Here is a 19,292-nt window from a genome sequence, read left to right as displayed (position 1 = left end):
ATGAAATTCAACACTCCCGCCACCACCAACCCGATCGACAGGCTGCGCCACGTCGGCCGTCCCTACGACCGCATCGACGGCCCGCTCAAGTGCACCGGGCGCGCCGCCTATGCCTATGAGCACCACCGCGAAGTGCCTGGCGCGGCCCACGGCATCGTGGTCGGCTCCGCCATCGCCAAGGGCACGGTCGCCGCCATCGACGTCGAGGCGGCGCGCCGCGCGCCGGGCGTGCTGGCGGTGGTCACCGCCGCCACCGCCGGCAAGCTCGGCAAGGGCGAGAAGAACACCGCGCGCCTGCTCGGCGGACCGAAGATCGAGCACTACCACCAGGCGCTGGCGCTGGTCGTGGCCGAGACCTTCGAACAGGCACGCGCCGCCGCCAGCCTGGTGCGCGTGCGCTACCGCGAAGAGAAAGGCAGTTTCGACCTGGCGAAGGTCAAGGACAGCGGCATCGCGCCCAAGCCCGAGCGAGATTATCCGCCCGACACCCGCGCCGGCGACTTCGAACGCTATTTCGAGCTGGCCCCGGTCAAGCTCGACGCGGTCTACACCACACCCGACCAGTCGCATGCCATGATGGAGCCGCATGCCACCACCGCGCGCTGGGATGGCGGCAAGCTGACCATCTGGACTTCGAGCCAGATGATCGACTGGTGGCGCAGCGACCTGGCCAAGACCCTGCACATGCGCAAGCAGGACGTGCGCGTGATCTCTCCGTATATTGGCGGCGGTTTCGGCGGCAAGCTGTTCCTGCGTGCCGATGCCCTGCTGGCGGCGCTCGGCGCGCGCGCCGCTGGGCGTCCGGTCAAGGTGGCCCTGCAGCGCCACCTGGTCTACAACAACACCACCCACCGCCCCAAGACCATCCAGCGCCTGCGCATCGGCGCGGGCCGCGACGGCCGCATCGCCGCGATCGGCCACGAGACCTGGAACGGCAACCTGCCGGGCGGGCGGCCCGAGGTCGCGACCCAGCAGACCCGCCTGCTGTACGCCGGCCAGCATCGGATGACCACCACCCGCGTGGCCGTGCTCGATCTCCCCGAGAGCAATTCGATGCGCGCGCCGGGCGAGGCGCCGGGCCTGATGGCGCTCGAGATCGCGATGGACGAGCTGGCCGAGAAGCTGGGCATGGACCCGGTCCAGTTCCGCATCCTGAACGACACCCGGGTCGATCCCGAGAAGCCGATTCGTCCATTCTCGGAACGGCGCTTCATCGAGTGCCTGCGCACCGGCGCCGAGCGCCATGGCTGGAGCAAGCGCAATCCGAAGCCGGCGCAGGTGCGCGAAGGCCGCTGGCTGATCGGGCATGGCGTGGCGGCGGCATTCAGGAACAGCCCCGTGATCACCTCGGCCGCGCGCGTCAGGCTGCGCACCGACGGCACGGTGGTCGTCGAGACCGACATGACCGATATCGGCACCGGCAGCTACACTATCATCGCCCAGACCGCGGCCGAGATGCTGGGCGTGCCGCTGGCGCGGGTCGACGTCAAGCTGGGCGACTCCGACTTTCCCGTCTCGGCCGGCTCCGGCGGCCAGTTCGGCGCCAACAGCGCCACCGCCGGCGTGTACGCGGCCTGCGTCAAGCTGCGCGAGCAGGCGGTCGCCAGGCTGGGCCTGGCCGGCGAGGCGGAGTTCGTCGACGGCGCCGTGCGTGCGGCGGGCCGCAGCCTGCCGTTGGCGCAGGCGGCGCGGGATGGCGATCTGGTGGCCGAAGACGTGATCGAGTTCGGCGACCTGGCCAAGAAGAACCAGCTGTCGACCTTCGGCGCCCACTTCGTCGAAGTGGCGGTCGACGCCGTCACCGGCGAGACCCGGGTGCGGCGCATGCTGGCCGTGTGCGCGGCCGGCCGCATCCTCAATCCGAAGGCCGCGCGCAGCCAGGTGATCGGGTCGATGACGATGGGCGTCGGCGGCGCGCTGATGGAGCACCTGGTGGTCGACCAGCGCCTGGGCTTCTTCGCCAACCACGACATGGCTACCTACGAGGTGCCGGTGCATGCCGACATCCCGCACCAGGAAGTGATCTTCCTGGACGAGGAAGACGAATACTCGTCACCGATGAAGGCCAAGGGCGTCGGTGAATTGGGCCTGTGCGGGGTCGCGGCGGCAGTGGCGAACGCGATCTACAACGCCACCGGCGTGCGCGTGCGCGAGTATCCGGTCACGCTCGACAAGCTGCTCGACCGGCTGCCACCCGTTTGACGGTTCAGGCGGCGACGTCCACCACGTCGCCGTCGGCGACCACGCGATTGCGGCCGCCGCGCTTGGCCGCATACAAGGCCTTGTCGGCCGCCTCGATCAGCGCTTCCGGCGCATTCAGGCGCGCACGGTCGAAGGCGGAGACGCCGATGCTGAGCGTGACCTGCGGATGGTGGGCGGCCGGCGCCTGCTGCAGGCCCAGGCCGGCGACGTGGGCGCGGATGCGGTCGGCCAGCACGCGCGCCTGCTCTAGCGTGGTGTCGGGCAGCACGGCCGCGAACTCTTCGCCGCCGTAGCGCGCCGCCAGGTCGGCCGGCCGCTTGAGCATGCCGGCCAGCTCCTGGGCCACCATGGTCAGGCAGCTGTCGCCCTGCTGGTGGCCGAAGTGATCGTTATAGGCCTTGAACGAATCGATGTCGACCAGCAGCAGCGCCAGCGCGCCATCCGCGCGCTGCGCGCGCCGCAGTTCGCGCTCCAGCGCTACGTCGAAGTGGCGGCGGTTGGCGATCCCGGTCAGGCCGTCGATATAGGAACGCGCGCGCAGCGATTCGGCGTGCTCCATCAAGCGCCGCTCGCGCACGGCGACGCTGCTCACGTCGCGGATCTCGACCAGGCAGAAGCGCTGGCCGCCTTCGTCGAAGGGCGTGACCGAGACCGCCTGGTCGATCAGGGCGCCGTCGAAACTGCCCGGCTCGCGCAGCGGGAATGGCGAACGGTTGTTCGAGGGCGGCACGTGCTCGGTGGCGACGCCTTCGAGCAGCGCGGCGAAGATGGCCGCCTCGACGCGCGATCCGCGCAGGTCGGGGAAGACTTCGATCAAGGCATGGCCCTGCATCCGGGCCGCGCCGCGGCCGGAACGCGGCACCAGCCAGCCGTTCCAGAGGACAATGCAACCTTCATGGTCGAGCACGATCACACCGCAATCGACGAGATTGAGCGCCCGCGCCGGCAGGCTGCTGATGAGTTCTGGCTTGGCTTGAGTCACGGATCGGCAAATGTTGAATTTGGGAAACAATTCAAATCATACCGGAATTTCCTGGACCAACGGAAGAAACGGGATTGCTGGCAGCCACGCCGGCCGGGGTCAAGGCGGGCTCTGCAGCATATGCCAGGCCATCGCCACGCAGACGATCGCCACGAAGAACAGCAGGCCGAACACGAAGATGCGCATCGAATTGGCCAGGCCGGTCACGGCGCGGTTGGCGCTCTCGTTGAGCTTGCCGCGCCGGCGCGCACCGTTCAGCAGCATCGAAACGAAGATGAACAGCGTCGCGAAGATCAGTACCAGTTTCATTTCATCTAGGTCCGCACTGCCACCAGGATCAGTGCCACCACGGCCAGCAGCCCCGACAGGCCGGCGGTCACGCCGAGCCAGGTGATCTTCTGGCGCTGCACGTCCATCTTGGCGATCAGCTGGGCATTCTGGTCGGCCAGGTTGGCGATCAGTTCGGAGGCCGCGCGCATCTGGTTGCGCAAGTCGTTCAGTTCCGCATCGTTCTGTTCGTAACGCGCGATCAGGAGGCCGATGATGTCGTCTTCTTGCGCGGCCATCTCGGGACTCAGGCCGGTCGCCGGGTCCACCGCCCCCGGTTTGCGATTGACCGTGTCCCACAGGCGGCGCGCGCCGGTCGCCACCTGCGGCGCGGCGCTGATCACCTCGCTCCAAGGGACTGTCTTCAATACGGTCCACCAGCCTGCTGCCATACCTGCTCCTCGTCAATCATATGATCCCGGAGCATACCATTGCCGGACGGTGCGGCCAAACGCCGCACGCCTCGCGCGCTGACGCGTGCTGCCTTCATGCGGCTTGCGCTAGTATCGATCCATGTGTGGACGATTTGACCAGAGCCAGACGGCTCGCAACTACGCCAGCGCGATCGGCTGGCTCGACGCGGTGTATGACAGCGAAGCCACGCCGGCCTACAACGTGCCGCCCGGCTCCTACCGGCCGCTGCTGCACATCCAGGATGGCGAGCGGCGGGTGGACGACGTGTACTGGAGCTACCAGGCGCGCTGGGCCAAGGGCAAGGTCCCGGTGACGATCAATGCGCGCATGGACAAGCTCACCAACCGCTATTGGCGCGGCCTGCTCAAGTCGGGTCGGGCGCTGGTGCCGGCCCAGGGCTGGTACGAGTGGACCGGAGAAAAAGGCCATAAACAACCCTGGCACATCCACCGCCGCGACGGTGCGCCGCTGTTCATGCTGGCCCTGGCCAATTTTGGCAGTTTTACCGAAAACCGCGCGGAGGCCGGCTTCGTGCTGGTGACCGACGACGCCTCGGGCGGCATGCTCGACATCCACGACCGGCGGCCGGTGGTGCTGGATGCGCTCGATGCCGACACCTGGCTCGATCCGGCGCTCTCGAGCGAGGAAGCGCTGGCGTTCGCGCGCCGCGCCGCCCTGCCCTCGGACGCGTTCGAGTGGCACGCGGTCAGCACGCTGGTCAACCGGGCCGGGTTCAAAGGTCCCGAGGTCGTGCAGCCGATCGATACCGAATCCGAATAGAAAAGTGGCCCGGACGCTCGCACGTCCCGGCCATTCACCTCGCGGCCATGCCGCCATCACAAGCTATTAACGCTGGTATGCGCCCAGGTCGATGCTGCTGCCACGCGCCTTGCCGTCGATGTCGGTCTTCGGCGCGTAGGTGGCGAGGCCGCGGCCGACTGCCGGCGAGCTTGCCGTCAGCTTGTAGTCCGGGGTTGCCGCGGTGCGCGAGTAGCCGGCGAACAGCGGTTCCGAGCTGATGGTGCCCGTATGGGTCAGGCCATTGCGCAGCTGGAAGTTGTAGGTCGTGTTCTTGGTAACCAGATTGTTCTTGTAGGTGTTGCCCTTGCCGGTCGTCCCTTGCTCCGAGATGCCGTACTTGTTGTCGTACACGATGTTGTTGTGCACATGGACATTGTTGGCGCCCGCCTTCGTGAAGTAGAAGTCGCCACCGCCGACGATGATGCCGAACACCGACGAGCTCACCGTGTTGTTGACGATCTGCAGGTCTTTCGCATCATGCCACAGGTGGATCGCTGCCGAGCCCACGCGGTAAACGATGTTGTTCTTGATGGTGCCCGAAGTGCTGTGATAGATGCCCTGGACGTAGGTGCAGCCTGCCGGGCCGATATCGTGCACGACATTGCCGATCACGTCGCCCTTGACGCCCTTGTAATAGCTGTCAACGCCGATCGCCGAGCCGCCGGCGCTATTGCACGGAATGGTCGTCGCCATGTGGTGCACGCGGTTACCCTCGATGACGTTGTACGAACCGCCGGTGTAGATGCCGAGCACCCATTTGGTGCCAGTGCCGATCTTGCTGCCGTCGACGTCGAAACCGATGATGCTGACGTAGTTGCCGCGGTTGTCCCAGGCGGTCTTGTTGGTCGATTTGGCAGGCGGCACGATCTTGGCGCCCCACTTGGTGGTCGACACCCAGTAGATGCGGTTGCTTGCCGTGCCGCTGGCGGTGGTCCTGATGCCGCCGGCATAGGTGCCAGGCGCGACGAACACGGTGGTGCCAGCCTTGGTCGCGACCTGGGCGGCGCGCGCCAGCGTCTTGAACGGCGCAGCCTTGGTGCCGGCGGCGCTGTCCGAACCGTTCGGCGAGACGTAGTAGTTATAGGGCGTGGCCGGGATGCTCGGGCCGGCGACAGGACCTGGATCGCGCTTGGTGTATTCGGCGCTGCGCTTGATCTCCGCTTCGACGGTCGCGAGGCTGACACCTCGGCTCACCGCCTGGCTCCAGTACTGCAGGCCGCCCGCGTCCGGCTCACGGCCGAGCAGGGCCAGGTACAGCTGGCGCACTTGTTCCTGGGCCGAAGCGGCGGCGGTGGCGGCCGGCGCCGCGCTTTGCGGGGCCGTGGCGGCCTGGGCCGATGCAGTGGCGGCCACCAGCAGGGTTGCTGCGGCGGCGACGCGGGTCAAGTTGTTGCGGCGGGTCGAGGCGATCATGGTGCTGCTTTTCATCTAAGGTTTCCTTCTAGTCCGGCAAAAAAGACCGGGCAATGGAGGGGCCACGCGCAGGGCGTGGCTGTCCACGCGGGGCGTGGGCTTCTCCTGATGTGTCGGAGCGGACGGGGCGCAGGCGCCCGTCCACGAGATCCGCCAGCTGGCGCTGGCGCGGGTGACGCCGGATGAAGCTGGCCTGGGCTGGCTTCGGTCCGGGTCGGTACTGCCGGGGGTACTGCTGGGTGCTGCTTAGTGCTGGTAAGCGCCGAGGTCGATGGCGGTACCGCGCGCCTTGCCGTCGATGTCGGTCTTCGGAGCGTAGGTAGCCAGGCCGCGGCCGATCGCCGGCGAGCTGGTCGACAGCTTGAAGTTCGGCGTCGCCGCCGTGCGCGAGTAGCCGGTGAACAGCGGTTCCGAGCTGATGGTGCCCGTATGGGTGAGGCCGTTACGCAGCTGGAAGTTGTAGGTCGTGTTCTTCGTGACCAGGTTGTTCTTGTAGGTGTTGCCTTTACCAGTGGTGCCCTGCTCCGAGATGCCATGCTTGTTGTCGTACACGATGTTGTTGTGCACGTGGACATTGTTGGCGCCTGCCTTGGTGAAGTAGAAGTCGCCACCGCCGACGATGATGCCGAACACCGACGAGCTCACCGTGTTGTTGACGATCTGGACGTCGGTCGCGTCATGCCACAGGTGGATCGCAGCCGAGCCCACGCGGTAGACGACGTTGTTCTTGATGGTGCCCGAGGTGCTGTGATAGATGCCCTGGACATAGGTGCAGCCGGCCGGGCCGATATCGTGCACGACGTTGCCGATCACATCGCCCTTCACGCCCTTGTAGTAGCTGTCCACACCGATCGCCGAGCCGCCGGCGCTGTTGCACGGAATGGTCGTCGCCATGTGATGCACGCGGTTGCCCTCGATGACGTTGTACGAACCGCCGGTGTAGATGCCGAGCACCCATTTGGTGCCGGTGCCGATCTTGCTGCCGTCGACGTCGAAGCCGATGATGCTGACGTAGTTGCCGCGGTTGTCCCACGCGGTCTTGTTGGTCGAGTTCGCAGGCGGCACGATCTTGGCGCCCCACTTCGTCGTCGACACCCAATAGATGCGGCTGCTTGCGGTGCCGCTGGCGGTAGTCCGGATACCGCCGGCATAGGTGCCTGGCGCGACGAACACGGTCGTGCCGGCCTTGGTCGCGGCCTTGGCGGCGCGTGCCAGGGTCTTGAACGGCGCGGCCTTGGTGCCGGCTGCCGTGTCCGAACCGGTCGGCGAGACGTAGAAATTGTTCGGAGTGGTCGGGATCGTGGCGGCACTGGCCGACATGGCGGCAGCCAGCAAGGCGACGCCGGCAGCGGCGCGGGTAGCGTTGGTACGGATCGAAGCGAAGGTAGCGAAGGTCTGCATGAATGTGTCTTACCCTAATTAAACAATGTAACTCTTTGAGTGCGGGAAACTTCCTAAGTTCAACTGTTTTTAGGAAATTTTTTCTAGGAGTATTAGATTTTCAAGAGCAATTTCTCTATGGAAATCAAACACTTGCCAGAAAGGGCCCTCATGAGGCGCACCGAGGGACGGTCTTACTGAGTTATCTGGAAGCGGACCCGCGCCTGGTGCGCGGTGTCCGCAAGATGCGCGTGCCAGGACATGCGCTGGGCCGGAGGCCGCTCTGGCGCCGCTTAGTGCTGGTAAGCGCCGAGGTCGATCGCCGTGCCACGCGCCTTGCCGTCGATGTCGGTCGCCGGAGCGTAGGTCGCCAGGCCGCGGCCGATCGCCGGCGAGCTGGTCGACAGCTTGTAGTTCGGCAGTGCCGCGGTGCGCGAATAGCCGGTGAACAGCGGTTCCGAGCTGATGGTGCCCGTATGGGTCAGGCCGTTGCGCATCTGGAAGTTGTAGGTCGTGTTCTTCGTGACCAGGTTGTTCTTGTAGGTGTTGCCCTTGCCGGTGGTCCCTTGCTCCGAGATGCCGTATTTGTTGTCGTACACGATGTTGTTGTGCACGTGAACATTGTTGGCGCCTGCCTTGGTGAAGTAGTAGTCGCCACCGCCGACGATGATGCCGAACACCGACGAGCTCACCGTGTTGTTGACGATCTGGACGTCGGTCGCATCGTGCCACAGGTGGATCGCGGCCGAGCCGACGCGGTAGACGACGTTGTTCTTGATGGTGCCGGAGGTGCTGTGATAGATGCCCTGGACATAGGTGCAGCCGGCCGGGCCGATATCGTGCACGACGTTGCCGATCACATCGCCCTTCACGCCCTTGTAATAGCTGTCGACGCCGATTGCCGAACCGCCGGCGCTGTTGCACGGGATGGTGGTGGCCATGTGGTGCACGTGGTTACCTTCGATGACGTTGTACGAACCGCCGGTATAGATGCCGTGGACCCATTTGGTGCCGCTGCCCAGCTTGCTGCCGTCGATGTCGAAACCGATGATGCTGACGTAGTTGCCGCGGTTGTCCCAGGCGCTGTTGTTGGTCGAGTTCGCAGGCGGCACGATCTTGGCGCCCCACTTCGTCGTCGAGACCCAGTAGATGCGGCTGCTTGCCGTGCCGCTGGCGGTGGTCTTGAAACCACCGGCATAGGTGCCCGGCGCCACGAACACGGTCGTGCCGGCCTTGGTCGCGGCCTTGGCGGCGCGTGCCAGCGTCTTGAACGGCGCGGCCCCGGTGCCGGCTGCCGTGTCCGAACCGGTCGGCGAGACGTAGAAATTGTTCGGGGTGGTCGGGATGGTGGCGGCACTGGCCGACATGGCGGCGGCCAGCAAGGCGACGGCGGCAGCGGCGCGGGTAGCGTTGGTACGGATCGAAGCGAAGGTAGCGAAGATCTGCATGAATGTGTCTTACGCTAATAAACAATGTAACCCTTTGAGCGCAGGAAACTTCCTAAGTTCAACTTTTTCTGAGAAATTTTTTCCGTAGGCATTAATTTTTTCAAAGAAATGTATCTATAGAAATGGAATACTCAGCAGTTTTCTACCGAACACGACAAGCCCACCGATATGCGCGATCGTAGGGCTGGAGACATGCGCGCTGTGGTGAGCCAGAGACAGGAAAGGTGCGCGAGAGGTACGCGTGCGAAAGGCGGGGCGCGCGGCTGGCCGGGGGGAAACTTATGCCACCGCGCCGAGTCGAGCACGGTAGCCCACGCGGAGCGCGGCCACCGCTGGTCCGGCGCCCGGTGGATGCGCTTGCTGTTGCTGTTGCTGTTGCTGTTGCTGTTGCAGGCGCAGGCGCAGGCGCAGGCGAGATTGAAGCGTGCTTCCTACGCGGCGGGTGCCTGCGCGGCTTGCTGGCCGTCGGCGCTGGCGGTGGCCGGCGTGGCCTGGCTCGATGCATCGGACGAGGACGCAGCGTCCTGGTAACCGTTGAGATTGAATTCGTTCAATGCCGGGGCGCTGCCCTCGGCGGCCTGGGCAGCCGGCGCAGCAGTCAGGACGCCATTGTCGGGCGTGGCCGGCGCCGGATCCGGCACGGTCGGCACGGCGGCGTCAGGCATGGCCGTCTCCTGCGCGGTCGTCTCCGGCATCGCGAGGCCAGGGTCAATGGCGCTCGTGGTCCTGGCGCTCGATGCCTCCGTGGCCTCGCTGGCCACCGTATCCGACAATAACTGCTGGTTGGCGGACTCGTCGGTCATACCGCCGCAGGCGGCGAGCAGGACGGCAACGCTGCAGTACAGCGCGGCCTTGACACGGCACGAAGAAGCGAAGGTCACGGTCTTTTCCATCGGGGAGTTCCTTACCTGAATTAAACAATGTACCCCTTTGAGCGGCGTCAACTTCCTTAGTTCAAGTTACCGCAAGAAATTTTTCCACGTAATATCAAATCCCCACAAGATCCGTCTTCTTAGAAATTAGACGCGACCATGATCTAGATCGAACCCAGCACGAAACCAAAAGTCGCGCTCAGCAGTCTTATCCCACGGCTACTTAACGCGAGGAGATTTCAATGGGCGAATACATGCAAATCCGGGGAATGCTGCAAGACGGCGAAGAATATGCCGGTCTGATCTTGGGCAAGGATGAACCCGACTACCACCTGGTCCTGCTGCCAGGCGACTCCTCCGACGTCAGCTGGCCCACGGCCGTGGACTGGGCCAACGGCCATGGGGGCGCGCTGCCGACGCGGCGCGAACTGGCCCTGCTGTTCGCGAACCTGCGCGAATCGTTCGAGCGCAACTGGTACTGGTCGAGCGAGCCGCACGCCACCCGCGCGCAGCTGGTCTGGGGCCAGAATTTCGCGAGCGGCATCCAGACCATCTATGGCCGGCCCTACCGCGGCCATGCGCGCGCGATACGGCGCATCAGCACAGCGGCCTGAGCCGGCGGCGCGGGCGATGCGGGATCACGGCTTCGGCACGCTGGAGCGGCCGATGTCCTGCTCCATATTCGCCAGGTACCAGGCGGTCGCGGTCATCAGCGCCACATGGCGGCGCAGGATGTCCGGATCGACCTTGTCCAGGGTGTCGGCCGGCGTGTGGTGGTAGTCGAAATAGCTCGAGGTGTCGACGATCGGCGCGAAGCTCGGCACGCCTGCGCGTTCCAGACCGGCCAGGTCGCCGGTGGCCAGTACGTCCTGGCGCTGGAACACATTGGCGCCGATCGGCTGCATTGCCGCTTGCAGCGGCGCGAACAGCTTGACCGACTGCGGCATGACGCTAGCGCGCAGGCCGAAGGGACGGCCGACGCCGTTGTCGCTTTCGATCGCGCCGAAGTGCTTGCCCGCGTTGGCCTGTTCGGCGGCCAGGTAGGCGGCCGCGCCGCGCTGGCCATTCTCTTCGTTCATCCAGGCGACGAAACGGATGGTGCGGCGTGGACGGTAGTCGAGCTTCTTGAGCACCTCGAACACGGCCATCGCGCTGGCGACGGCCGCGGCATCGTCGTGCGCGCCCGGCGACAGGTCCCAGGAATCGAGGTGACCCGAGACGATCACGATCTCATCCGGTTTCTCGGTGCCCGGCAAGTCGGCGATCACATTGAAGCTGTCGGCGTCCGGCAGGTTTTGCGGGGTCAGCACCAGTTTCATGTTCAGCGGGCCGCGCTTGGCCAGGCGCGCCATCAGCATCGAGTCCTCCGCCGTCACGGCGGCGGCCGGGATGCGTGCGTTCTCGAGCAGGCCCGAGGAACCGGTATGCGGCAGGCGATAGGCCGCGCCGCCGACCGAACGCACCAGTGCGCCGACAGCGCCGAGCTCGGCCGCCATGCGCGGGCCGTTGCGGCGGTAGGCCGAACCCTGCCCATAGGCGTGGCCGGCCAGGCCGCGGTCGGCCATGTGCTGGTCGAACGCCACGTCGAACAGGACGATCTTGCCCTTCACTTCGGCGGCGCGGCTCTTGAGTTCGTCGAAACTCTTGAGCACCAGCACCGGCGCCACCAGTCCCTCGAGCGGAGTCGCGCCCGAACCGCCCAGTGCGGCCAGCACGACGCGCTGGGTCACGCCCTGCGGACGACCGGTGTACTCGACCAGTTCGCCAGTCTCGATGCCGCGCACCCAGTGCGGCACTTTAACTGGTTGCAAAGTCACCTTGGCGCCGAGCTTGCGCATTGCCTCCGCCACCTGCGTCACCGCCGCCGCGGCGCCGGGCGAACCGGACAGGCGCGGACCGATCAGGTCGGTCATGTCTTCGGTACGTTGCCAGGCGTAATCGCTGCTCATCGCCGTGTCGCGGATCTTGGCGAGGGCGGCGGGATCGTTGCCGGGGCTGGCGGCCAGCGCCGGGACGCCCAGCAGCGCGGCGGCGATGACACCCATGACGGGAAGGTGGTGAAGGCGGAAGCTGCGTTTCATTCGGGAAACCCTTGCTAGTTCGAAAAGATTCAAACGATAGCGCATTCGGCAACTTTCCGCCCCTACTTTTTTTGCCGTACGTACATATAAAAGGTACGGGCGCAGCTCCTTGCTCAGGCTGGCACCAGGCGTACCAGCGTGATTTCCGACGGCGCGCCGAAGCGCTTCGGCGGTCCCCAATAGCCGGTGCCGCGGCTGGTATATACCCACATATCGCGTACGCGGTTCAGGCCCGCAACAAAAGGCTGCTGCAGCGGTACGAACAAATTCCATGGGAAGAACTGGCCGCCGTGGGTGTGGCCCGACAATTGCAAGTCGAAGCCGGCCTTGGCCGCTTCGGGCGCGCTGCGCGGCTGGTGGGCCAGCAGCACCTTCACGCCGACCTCGGGCGGCGCGCCATGGACCGCGCGCTGCGGGTCGCTCTTGTGCTCGGGGTGGAAGTGATGGGCCGTGTAATCGGCCACGCCGGCGATCATGAGGGCGGCATTGCCGCGCCGGCGCACCACGTGCTCGTTCATGAGCACCGTCAGGCCAAGGCGCCGCACCTCGGCGATCCACTCCAGCGCGCCGGAATAGTATTCGTGGTTGCCGGTGACGAAGAACACGCCGTCGCTCGCCTTCAGGCGCGCCAGCGGTTCGGTATGCATGGCCAGGCGCTGCACGCTGCCATCGACCAGGTCGCCGGTGACGGCGATGGCGTCGGCGCCGAGCTTGTTGACCTTGTTGACGATGGCGTTCAGGTAGGGCCGCTTGATGGTCGGGCCGACGTGGATGTCCGAGATCTGGGCGATGGCGTAGCCGTGCAGCTCGGCCGGCAAGTCCCGGATCGGCACGTCGACCTTCACCACCCGCGCCACCCGCCGCGCGTTGACGTAGCCGACCACGGTCACGGCCAGCGCCACCAGCGGCACGGCCAGTGCACTGCCGTAGATGATCGCCGGCGTCAACGCGCCGAAAGGCAGCAGCGCCAGCAGGACCAGGTCGCGCAGCAAGGTGGTCACCAGCAGCGACGAGAACAGGCCCATCGACAGCAGGCCGAGCCAGGCGACCAGGTTCGACCAGCGCCGCCGGCGCAACGAGGACGACATCAGGCCAACCGGCACCAGCGCGCCGAGCAGGCCCAGCAGGACGACGGCGATGGCATTGCCGGCAAGCCCCAGCCCGAGATCGGGCAGCAGGCGCATGCCGATATAAACAAGCAGCAAGACCAGCAGGGAGAGGACGACGACGAAGCTACGGCTCGGGCGCATGGTGATGATCGGATGACGGTGGTCGTTCCTAGATGGGGCGCCTGCCGCTGCTTGCAAGGCGGAATGTTACCGGCTGAGATGCAGTTGTAAAAAACTGTATTAACGAAAGGCACAATCCGGCGTCGGGAATATAGTACGTCCATACCCGGTGTCGCAGTCATCATCCCGATCTCCGCCAGGGTAAAAGGAAAGACCATGTTGAAATCGACAACCCTTGGTGCTGTGCTGCTGGCCGCTGTCGCGGTATCGCCGGCGGCAATGGCCGGTGATCGTGGTACGAACACGGCCGTTGGCGCGGTGCTCGGCGCCGTCGTCGGCCACACGGTCGGCGGCACCGGCGGCGCCGTCGCCGGCGGCGTGATCGGCGCGGCGGTGGGCAACTCCATCAACACCCGCGACGACCGCCGTCATTACGGCCACCACGGCGGCTACTACCAGTCGCAACCTGTGTACGTGCAGCCGCGCCCCGTGTATGTGCAACCGCGTCCTGTCTACGTGCAGCCACGCCCGGTATATGTGGAGTCCCGTCCGGTGTATGTCCAGCCCCGTCCGGTGTACGTGCAACCGCGCCCTGTCTACATCGACAATCGCGGCCGCGGCTGGGACCGGCACGACCGCCATGACCGCTGGGATCGCGACGACCGCCGAGGTCACCACCACGGCCACGGCCGCTGATCCACGCCGATCCAATGAGCCGCGCACCGCGCGGCTTTTTTTCGTCTACCCTCCGCTAGTTCCCCGCATCGGCGCCATGCGCCAGGTTCGGGGGACACCATGTACGAAGCAGGCACCGTCATCTCGCTGGCCGGCGGCCAGTATCGCTTGCGCGAGGCGCTGGCCGGGTCGGCCTATGGCGTCGTGTGGCGCGCCGACAGCCTGCACGCCAACGGTTGCGTGGCCCTCAAGCTGGTCAACCTGGAACAGATGGAACGCGCACCAATCGGCCTGCGCGCGCGCTGGCTGGCCAGCGCCAACACCGAGATCGCCTTCCTGCGCGGCCTGGCGCCATGGGATGGCCGCCACATCGTGCGCCTGCTCGACAGCGGCGAGCACGCCGGCATGCCGGCGATGGCGCTCGAACTGCTCGACGGCGACCTGGCCGGCCACCTGACCCGCGAAATGGCGCTGGGGCGCACGGTCGCCCCTGCCCGCGCGCTGGCCTGGATCGGCCAGGTCAACCAGGCGCTGGCCAAGGTGCACGCCAGCGGCTGGCGCTATCTCGACCTCAAACCGGGCAACCTGCTGCTGGACGGCGCGAACGACAGCGTCAAGCTGGCCGATTTCGGCACCAACCGCCGCCTCGACGACCTGCGCGCCCACACCTATGCCGGCACCGCCAACTGGCAAGCCCCGGAACAGTTCTTCCCCGACGCCGACGGCTACGCCACCGAGGCGCGCACCGATTATTTCGCCCTTGGCGCCCTGCTCTACTACCTGGTCTGCGGCCGCCTGCTGCGCTACAGCAGCGCCTGCGGCCAGGCCTGGCAGGCGCACGGGCGCGACGCGGCGGCCAGCCTGCTGGCCGAACGCCAGGCCCGGCCACTCGTACTGCACCCGGACGAAGCGGCGCTGTTCGCCAGCCGTCTGGGCGCGGCCGCCGCCCCCGGCCTCGCGCTGCTGCGCGCACTGGTGGCCGAGCGTCCCGCCGATCGTCCACGCCATGCGCTGGACATCAGCCGGAGCCTGGCGGACACCGTCTCCGCCGTGGATTGCGGTGCGCTGCGGAGCGCCGCATGAGCCGCCCATCGTTCGGCGCCAGCCTGGCCTGGACCCTGCTCGCCCTGCTGTGCGCCGTGCAACTGCTGGCCTTGATGAGGGCGCCGGCGGCCTGGACGCCGGCCGAAATCGCAGTAACCCTCGCCCCCGGCGAATCGGTCATGCTGGGCCGCCAGGAACTGGGCGCGCCGCGCGCCGCGCCGCGTCAGCTGGTGCTGCGCCGCGACCGTGACGGCGACTGGCTGCTGCGCAACGCCGAACCGCTGCAAGCCGTCGTGCTGCGCCAGGGCGATGCGCGCCAGCGCAGCAGCGACCTGCCGCTCGCGGCCGGCCAGCGCATCCAGGCCGGCGCGCTGCGATTGCAGGTCGTCTCCGCCGAAGCGGGCCGCGTCACCCTGCACGATGGCGAGCAGACCTGGACCTACGACGGCGCCACCGTGCTGCGCGACGGCCAGCCGCAGCCGGCCTGTCCCGACACCGCCCTGTCGGCGCGCGCGGTGGCGGCCTGGAACCGCTGGCTGCCGCAAGGAGCGAGACTGGCCCGTCCCCTGAGCCTCGGCGGCCTGCTCTACTGCGGCAACCGCATCGCCGCCGCCGCGATCGAACCCGGCGACGCCCTGCTGCTGCGCCAGGACGACGGCCGCATCGCCCTGTCGGCGCGCGGCGCCCAGCCGGTGCTGGTCTCGCACGGCGCCGGCTGGATCGATGCCGCCCAGCGCGAGCTGCCGCTGGCCGACGTGGATGCCTTCGCCGTCGGCCGCACCCTGATCACCATCGTGCAGGATGGCGCTACCCTGCGCCTGTCGCCGTCGCGCCAGGTCGCGCTGTCGGCGTCGCCTGCGAATCAGTTGCCGGCCACGGTGAGCTGGCGCTGGGAGCAGCGCGACCATCTCGCCCTGCCCGCGCCGCCGCCGCTGGCCTGGGCCGCCGCCTGTCTGGTCCTGCTGATGGGGCTCGCCTGCATCGCGCCATCGCTGCGCCAATGCAGGAGATATTCAGAGCTCGTGCGCCCGCTTGCAGCAAGCCTGCTGGCCGCCAGCGCCATGCTGTTGCTGGTGAGCCAGCGCACCGTCGGCGCCCCCGGCGCTGCCATCTCCCTGCTGCTGGCCTGGGCCACGCTCTGGCTTACCCTGCTGTATCCGCGCCGCGCCTCGCTGCTGGCTTCCAGCGCCGTGCTGCTGCTCGGCGCCGGCCTGCTGGTGCAGCTCGAGATGGGCCTGGGGGCGAGCGACACGGCCTGGCTGCGCCACTTCCAGAACACGACCGCGCTGCTGGGTCTCGGCCTGCCGGGCGCCCTGCTGCTGCTGTCGTGTTTCGCCCGCGGCGCCGTGTCGCGCCCGGTCACCGAGCGCGTGCTGCTGGTATTCGCCGCGCTCGCGCTGGGCGGCCTGCTGCTGCAGGTGTGCTTCGGCGGCGAGACCGGCGTGTTCGACATCCAGCCCTTCGAATTCGCCAAGTTCGCCCTGGCCGCGTTGAGCGCGCACTGCCTGGCGCTGGCCGCCGGCGGCGCCGCGCACGAGCGGCGCGACTGGCGCTTCTGGCTGCGGATGGCTGCGCCGGTGCTGCTGTTCGTGTTCCTGCTCGCGGCGGCCCTGGTGCGGGTCGACGATTACTCTCCGCTGGTGCTGCTGCTGGTATGGAGCGGCGCCATGCTGCTGGCCTGGTGCGCGAGCCATGGACGGCGCGCGGCGCTGGCGTCGGTCCTGGTGGCGGCCGGCCTGCTGGCGGCGGGCGGCGTGACGATGCGCGCCGGCGGCGACCTGCTCGGCGCCTTCGGCTTCTACCCCGAGCGCTTCCAGGTCTGGAGCGAACCGACTATCCACCCGCACACCGGCCAGCAGATGCTGCAAGGAAGCCGCGCCATCGTCCAGGGAGGCTGGCTGGGCGCCGACCAGTTGCTCGGCCTAGCGGCGCTGGGCGGCGCGGCCGGCGAGGCCCTGGGCATTCCCGCCATCCAGGACGACTTCGCGCCGTCCTTCCTCCTGCATCGCCACGGCCTGGCGGCGGGCCTGGCCTTGTGGAGCCTGCAGGCGCTGTTCCTGGCGGCGCTGCTGCGCGCCGCCGCCGGCGCCTGGCGCTGCTCGGACGAGGCCAAGGACTTCCGGCGCGCCTGGATCGGCCGCTTCCAGTGCTTTGCCCTGTGCGGCGGCGCGGCCTTCGTCGCCGGCCATTTGCTGCTGTCGTGGGGCACCAACCTCGCCATGTTCCCGATCATGGGCCAGCCCATGAGCTTCCTGTCCGCGGGCGGCTCGCACCTGCTGTTTTTCATCTGCCCCCTGCTAGCGTTCGGCATGGCGAGCACCCAATTCAACGAGGAGAGTCAATCATGCCGGTCTATGTCCAACACGAAGTCCTAGGCAAGGTCCAGGATGTGTTCAACGCCGACGCCCTGTGGCAGGCGCCTGGCCTTGCGCTGTTCTCGCGCCGTCCGCTGCTGCGCGACCTGCTCGAGCGCTCGCCGCGCGAGCAGCGCGGCCGTGCGGCCACCCGCTGCTTCTCGCACGTGACCCTGGTGCTGCCGCAGGACGAGGTCGACGACGACCGCCACCTGACCCGCGGCGCGCGCGTGCGCGACCTGGCGCAATCGCTGGCCGCCCTGCACCAGAAGGATTTTGGCGACCTGCTCGGCGGCGACGAAGTGCGCTACCACGTGCTGGGCAGCGACGACCTCGATCCGGGCGAAGTCCAGGTCAAGTTCGGCCATGCCGTCTACCTGCCGGCGCCGGGCGAGCAAGTCCAGTACACGGTGACCGCCTCGCGCGACAGCGCGATCTGGCAGCCGGTCTGCGCCATCTATCCGAACCAGCGCCTGACCCTGGTCGGCCTGGACGCCGCCAACGCCACCTTCGCGGTGCCCGGCTGGCCGTTCGGTCCGGAAGGCGGCCTGCTGCTGGTGAACGACGGCCCAGGCACCCCGCTCGAACTGCAGGTGCGTCCCAAGGACAGTTTCGAATGCCGCTTCGATGCCGCCAACGGCTACTACGTCCTGCGCGGCAAGGGCGCCAGCGCCCAGCGCCTGCTCCTGAAGATCAGCCGCATCGGCACCAGCGCCAGTACCGCCGCCCGCCCGCAGCCTGCGCCGACGTCCGGCGCCACACCCGCCATACCAGGCGCGCAGCCTCAGCGCAGCCCGGCGGTATGGAAGTCGCGCACCACCACGCCGCCGGCCGCCGACATGACCGCAATGCCGCTGGCCGCCCCGAGCCTGGCGACTAGACCGACGCCAACGACGGAGCTCGATGCGACCTACGCCCCGGTGGCGCGCCACCGCATCACGCTGGCCGCACTGGCCCTGCCGCGCCTGAGCCGCTACCGCGAGACCGGCGCCCAGGAACTCGAGGTCGGCCTGAACGCCCAGCTGCTGCCCAGTGCGCCGGGCAAGGACAGCGTCATCCGCTTCGCGGTCGACGATGCCGACGAGCTGCACGCGATCACCCCGGCCGGCCGCCAGCGCATCGCCGTGCCGTCGCAGTTCGCGCCGCTCGACAACGCCAGCATCCGCCTGCTGGCGGTCCAGCAGCAACTGGCCGAGCGCTACAGCGCGCTGCTGGTGCTGCCGGAGGGTCCGTCGCAGCCGGCCGCATCGGGCACGCGCCTGACCTTCGGGCGCGGCATGCCGTCGCTGGGCGCGCTGCGCGTGCTCGACACGCCGCAATTCGTGCGCCAGGGCGACGGCGCCCCGGCCGCCAGCGCCGACCGCCTCGGCCTGTCGCGCAACGCCTTCAGCTGGGAAGCCACCAGCGATGGTCTGCGCATCGCGCGCCTGTCGCCGACCCAGGCGCTGTACCACCTGGACGAGCATTTGGCCCTGGTGGCCCAGATCGAGAGCGCGACCCAGGAGCAGCCCTATGTGATCCCGCCTGGCCATCACCTGGTGGCCGGACACTACGTGCTGCGCTTCGACGCCTGATGACGACGATGGTTACCTGGACTCATGCGGCCGCCTACGGCGCGGCGCTGGTGCTGACCCTGTGCCTCTGCGCCTGGCTCACGCCGCGCGCCTGGTGGCGGCAGCCGAATGCGCGCGCGCTCGGCGTGCTGGGAGTCGGCACCGCGGCCGGCGGGACGCTGTTGCTGGCCATGTTCGGTACTCCCGCACCGGCCCCGCAACTGGTGCAGTCGGCGCAGGCCAAGGAGCTGGCAGGCATCGACGTGCCGGTCGCCGGCGCCCGCTACCGCGTGCACGATGCGCTCAACCTGCGCGTGGCGGGAGGCGTCGGCGCCGAACGGCTGCTGGTGGTGCCGGCCGGCGCGCGGGTGGAGGCGACCGGCTTGCGCGACGGCGACTGGTGGCAGGTGCGCGCGACGGTCGATGGCAAGGCGGTCGAGGGCTGGGCCAGCAGCCTGTGGCTGCGTCGTGCCGATGAATGATTTGTTATTGGGCACGAACAATAAAGTTTGCGATA

At 67.6% G+C, this 19,292-nt stretch carries 17 protein-coding genes; 8 read left to right on the top strand and 9 right to left on the bottom strand.

Annotated features, from left to right (window positions below):
- Complete coding sequence (gene paoC / locus J3U95_RS24020) at positions 1-2,202, top strand: aldehyde oxidoreductase molybdenum-binding subunit PaoC (RefSeq protein ID WP_208281160.1); 2,202 nt, start codon at positions 1-3, stop codon at positions 2,200-2,202.
- 4 nt (positions 2,203-2,206) lie between these two features.
- Here paoC and J3U95_RS24015 read toward each other — a convergent pair whose 3' ends face one another.
- The 3 genes from J3U95_RS24015 to J3U95_RS24005 all read right to left on the bottom strand — a co-directional run bounded on the left by J3U95_RS24015 (position 2,207) and on the right by J3U95_RS24005 (position 3,903).
- Complete coding sequence (locus tag J3U95_RS24015; protein WP_208281159.1) at positions 2,207-3,184, bottom strand: sensor domain-containing diguanylate cyclase; 978 nt, start codon at positions 3,182-3,184, stop codon at positions 2,207-2,209.
- Positions 3,185-3,283: 99 nt separating this feature from the next.
- On the bottom strand, positions 3,284-3,493 hold the full coding sequence (locus J3U95_RS24010) for a hypothetical protein (RefSeq protein ID WP_208281158.1): 210 nt from the start codon (positions 3,491-3,493) through the stop codon (positions 3,284-3,286).
- Between the two features lie 5 nt (positions 3,494-3,498).
- A complete protein-coding gene (locus tag J3U95_RS24005) occupies positions 3,499-3,903 on the bottom strand; it encodes a hypothetical protein (RefSeq protein WP_208281157.1) in 405 nt (134 codons plus the stop codon).
- Between the two features lie 121 nt (positions 3,904-4,024).
- On the opposite strand from J3U95_RS24005, the gene J3U95_RS24000 reads away from it, so the two are divergent.
- Positions 4,025-4,705, top strand: a complete 681-nt coding sequence (locus J3U95_RS24000; protein WP_208281156.1) for an SOS response-associated peptidase — start codon at positions 4,025-4,027, stop codon at positions 4,703-4,705.
- Positions 4,706-4,771: 66 nt separating this feature from the next.
- Here J3U95_RS24000 and J3U95_RS23995 read toward each other — a convergent pair whose 3' ends face one another.
- From J3U95_RS23995 to J3U95_RS23980, 4 genes are all read right to left on the bottom strand, one after another.
- A complete protein-coding gene (locus J3U95_RS23995) occupies positions 4,772-6,154 on the bottom strand; it encodes a right-handed parallel beta-helix repeat-containing protein (protein ID WP_208281155.1) in 1,383 nt (460 codons plus the stop codon).
- A gap of 231 nt (positions 6,155-6,385) precedes the next feature.
- The gene (locus J3U95_RS23990) at positions 6,386-7,540 is read right to left on the bottom strand and encodes a right-handed parallel beta-helix repeat-containing protein (RefSeq protein WP_208281154.1); all 1,155 of its coding nucleotides are present in this window, start codon (positions 7,538-7,540) and stop codon (positions 6,386-6,388) included.
- Between the two features lie 272 nt (positions 7,541-7,812).
- Positions 7,813-8,967, bottom strand: a complete 1,155-nt coding sequence (locus J3U95_RS23985; RefSeq protein ID WP_208281153.1) for a right-handed parallel beta-helix repeat-containing protein — start codon at positions 8,965-8,967, stop codon at positions 7,813-7,815.
- 431 nt (positions 8,968-9,398) lie between these two features.
- Positions 9,399-9,860 carry a hypothetical protein gene (locus tag J3U95_RS23980; RefSeq protein WP_208281152.1) on the bottom strand — a complete coding sequence of 154 codons (462 nt, stop codon included), beginning with the start codon at positions 9,858-9,860 and terminating at the stop codon, positions 9,399-9,401.
- Positions 9,861-10,081: 221 nt separating this feature from the next.
- Here J3U95_RS23980 and J3U95_RS23975 point away from each other — a divergent pair, with 221 nt between their 5' ends.
- Positions 10,082-10,453: an Lcl C-terminal domain-containing protein gene (locus J3U95_RS23975; RefSeq protein WP_147934579.1), complete on the top strand. Its 372-nt coding sequence runs from the start codon at positions 10,082-10,084 to the stop codon at positions 10,451-10,453.
- A 24-nt stretch (positions 10,454-10,477) separates the two neighbouring features.
- Here J3U95_RS23975 and J3U95_RS23970 read toward each other — a convergent pair whose 3' ends face one another.
- Together J3U95_RS23970 and J3U95_RS23965 are read right to left on the bottom strand one after the other, a co-directional pair.
- Positions 10,478-11,920, bottom strand: a complete 1,443-nt coding sequence (locus tag J3U95_RS23970) for a M20/M25/M40 family metallo-hydrolase (RefSeq protein ID WP_208281151.1) — start codon at positions 11,918-11,920, stop codon at positions 10,478-10,480.
- Positions 11,921-12,033: 113 nt separating this feature from the next.
- A complete protein-coding gene (locus J3U95_RS23965) occupies positions 12,034-13,170 on the bottom strand; it encodes a metallophosphoesterase (RefSeq protein WP_208281150.1) in 1,137 nt (378 codons plus the stop codon).
- A gap of 195 nt (positions 13,171-13,365) precedes the next feature.
- Here J3U95_RS23965 and J3U95_RS23960 point away from each other — a divergent pair, with 195 nt between their 5' ends.
- From J3U95_RS23960 to J3U95_RS23940, 5 genes are all read left to right on the top strand, one after another.
- Entirely contained in the window at positions 13,366-13,845 is a 480-nt protein-coding gene (locus J3U95_RS23960; protein WP_208281149.1) for a glycine zipper 2TM domain-containing protein, read from the top strand.
- A gap of 99 nt (positions 13,846-13,944) precedes the next feature.
- On the top strand, positions 13,945-14,907 hold the full coding sequence (locus J3U95_RS23955) for a protein kinase domain-containing protein (protein ID WP_208281148.1): 963 nt from the start codon (positions 13,945-13,947) through the stop codon (positions 14,905-14,907).
- On the top strand, positions 14,904-17,243 hold the full coding sequence (locus tag J3U95_RS23950; RefSeq protein WP_208281147.1) for an FtsW/RodA/SpoVE family cell cycle protein: 2,340 nt from the start codon (positions 14,904-14,906) through the stop codon (positions 17,241-17,243). The genes J3U95_RS23955 and J3U95_RS23950 overlap by 4 nt, the downstream gene beginning before the upstream one ends.
- Complete coding sequence (locus J3U95_RS23945) at positions 17,213-18,796, top strand: RAD23 family protein (protein WP_208281146.1); 1,584 nt, start codon at positions 17,213-17,215, stop codon at positions 18,794-18,796. The genes J3U95_RS23950 and J3U95_RS23945 overlap by 31 nt, the downstream gene beginning before the upstream one ends.
- Complete coding sequence (locus tag J3U95_RS23940) at positions 18,796-19,257, top strand: SH3 domain-containing protein (protein WP_229520070.1); 462 nt, start codon at positions 18,796-18,798, stop codon at positions 19,255-19,257. The genes J3U95_RS23945 and J3U95_RS23940 overlap by 1 nt, the downstream gene beginning before the upstream one ends.
- The last annotated feature ends 35 nt before the right edge of the window (positions 19,258-19,292 follow it).

This window comes from Massilia oculi, from assembly GCF_017582745.1.
Taxonomy (GTDB): domain Bacteria; phylum Pseudomonadota; class Gammaproteobacteria; order Burkholderiales; family Burkholderiaceae_D; genus Telluria; species Telluria oculi_A.
This window is presented reverse-complemented; position numbering and strand designations above follow the sequence as displayed.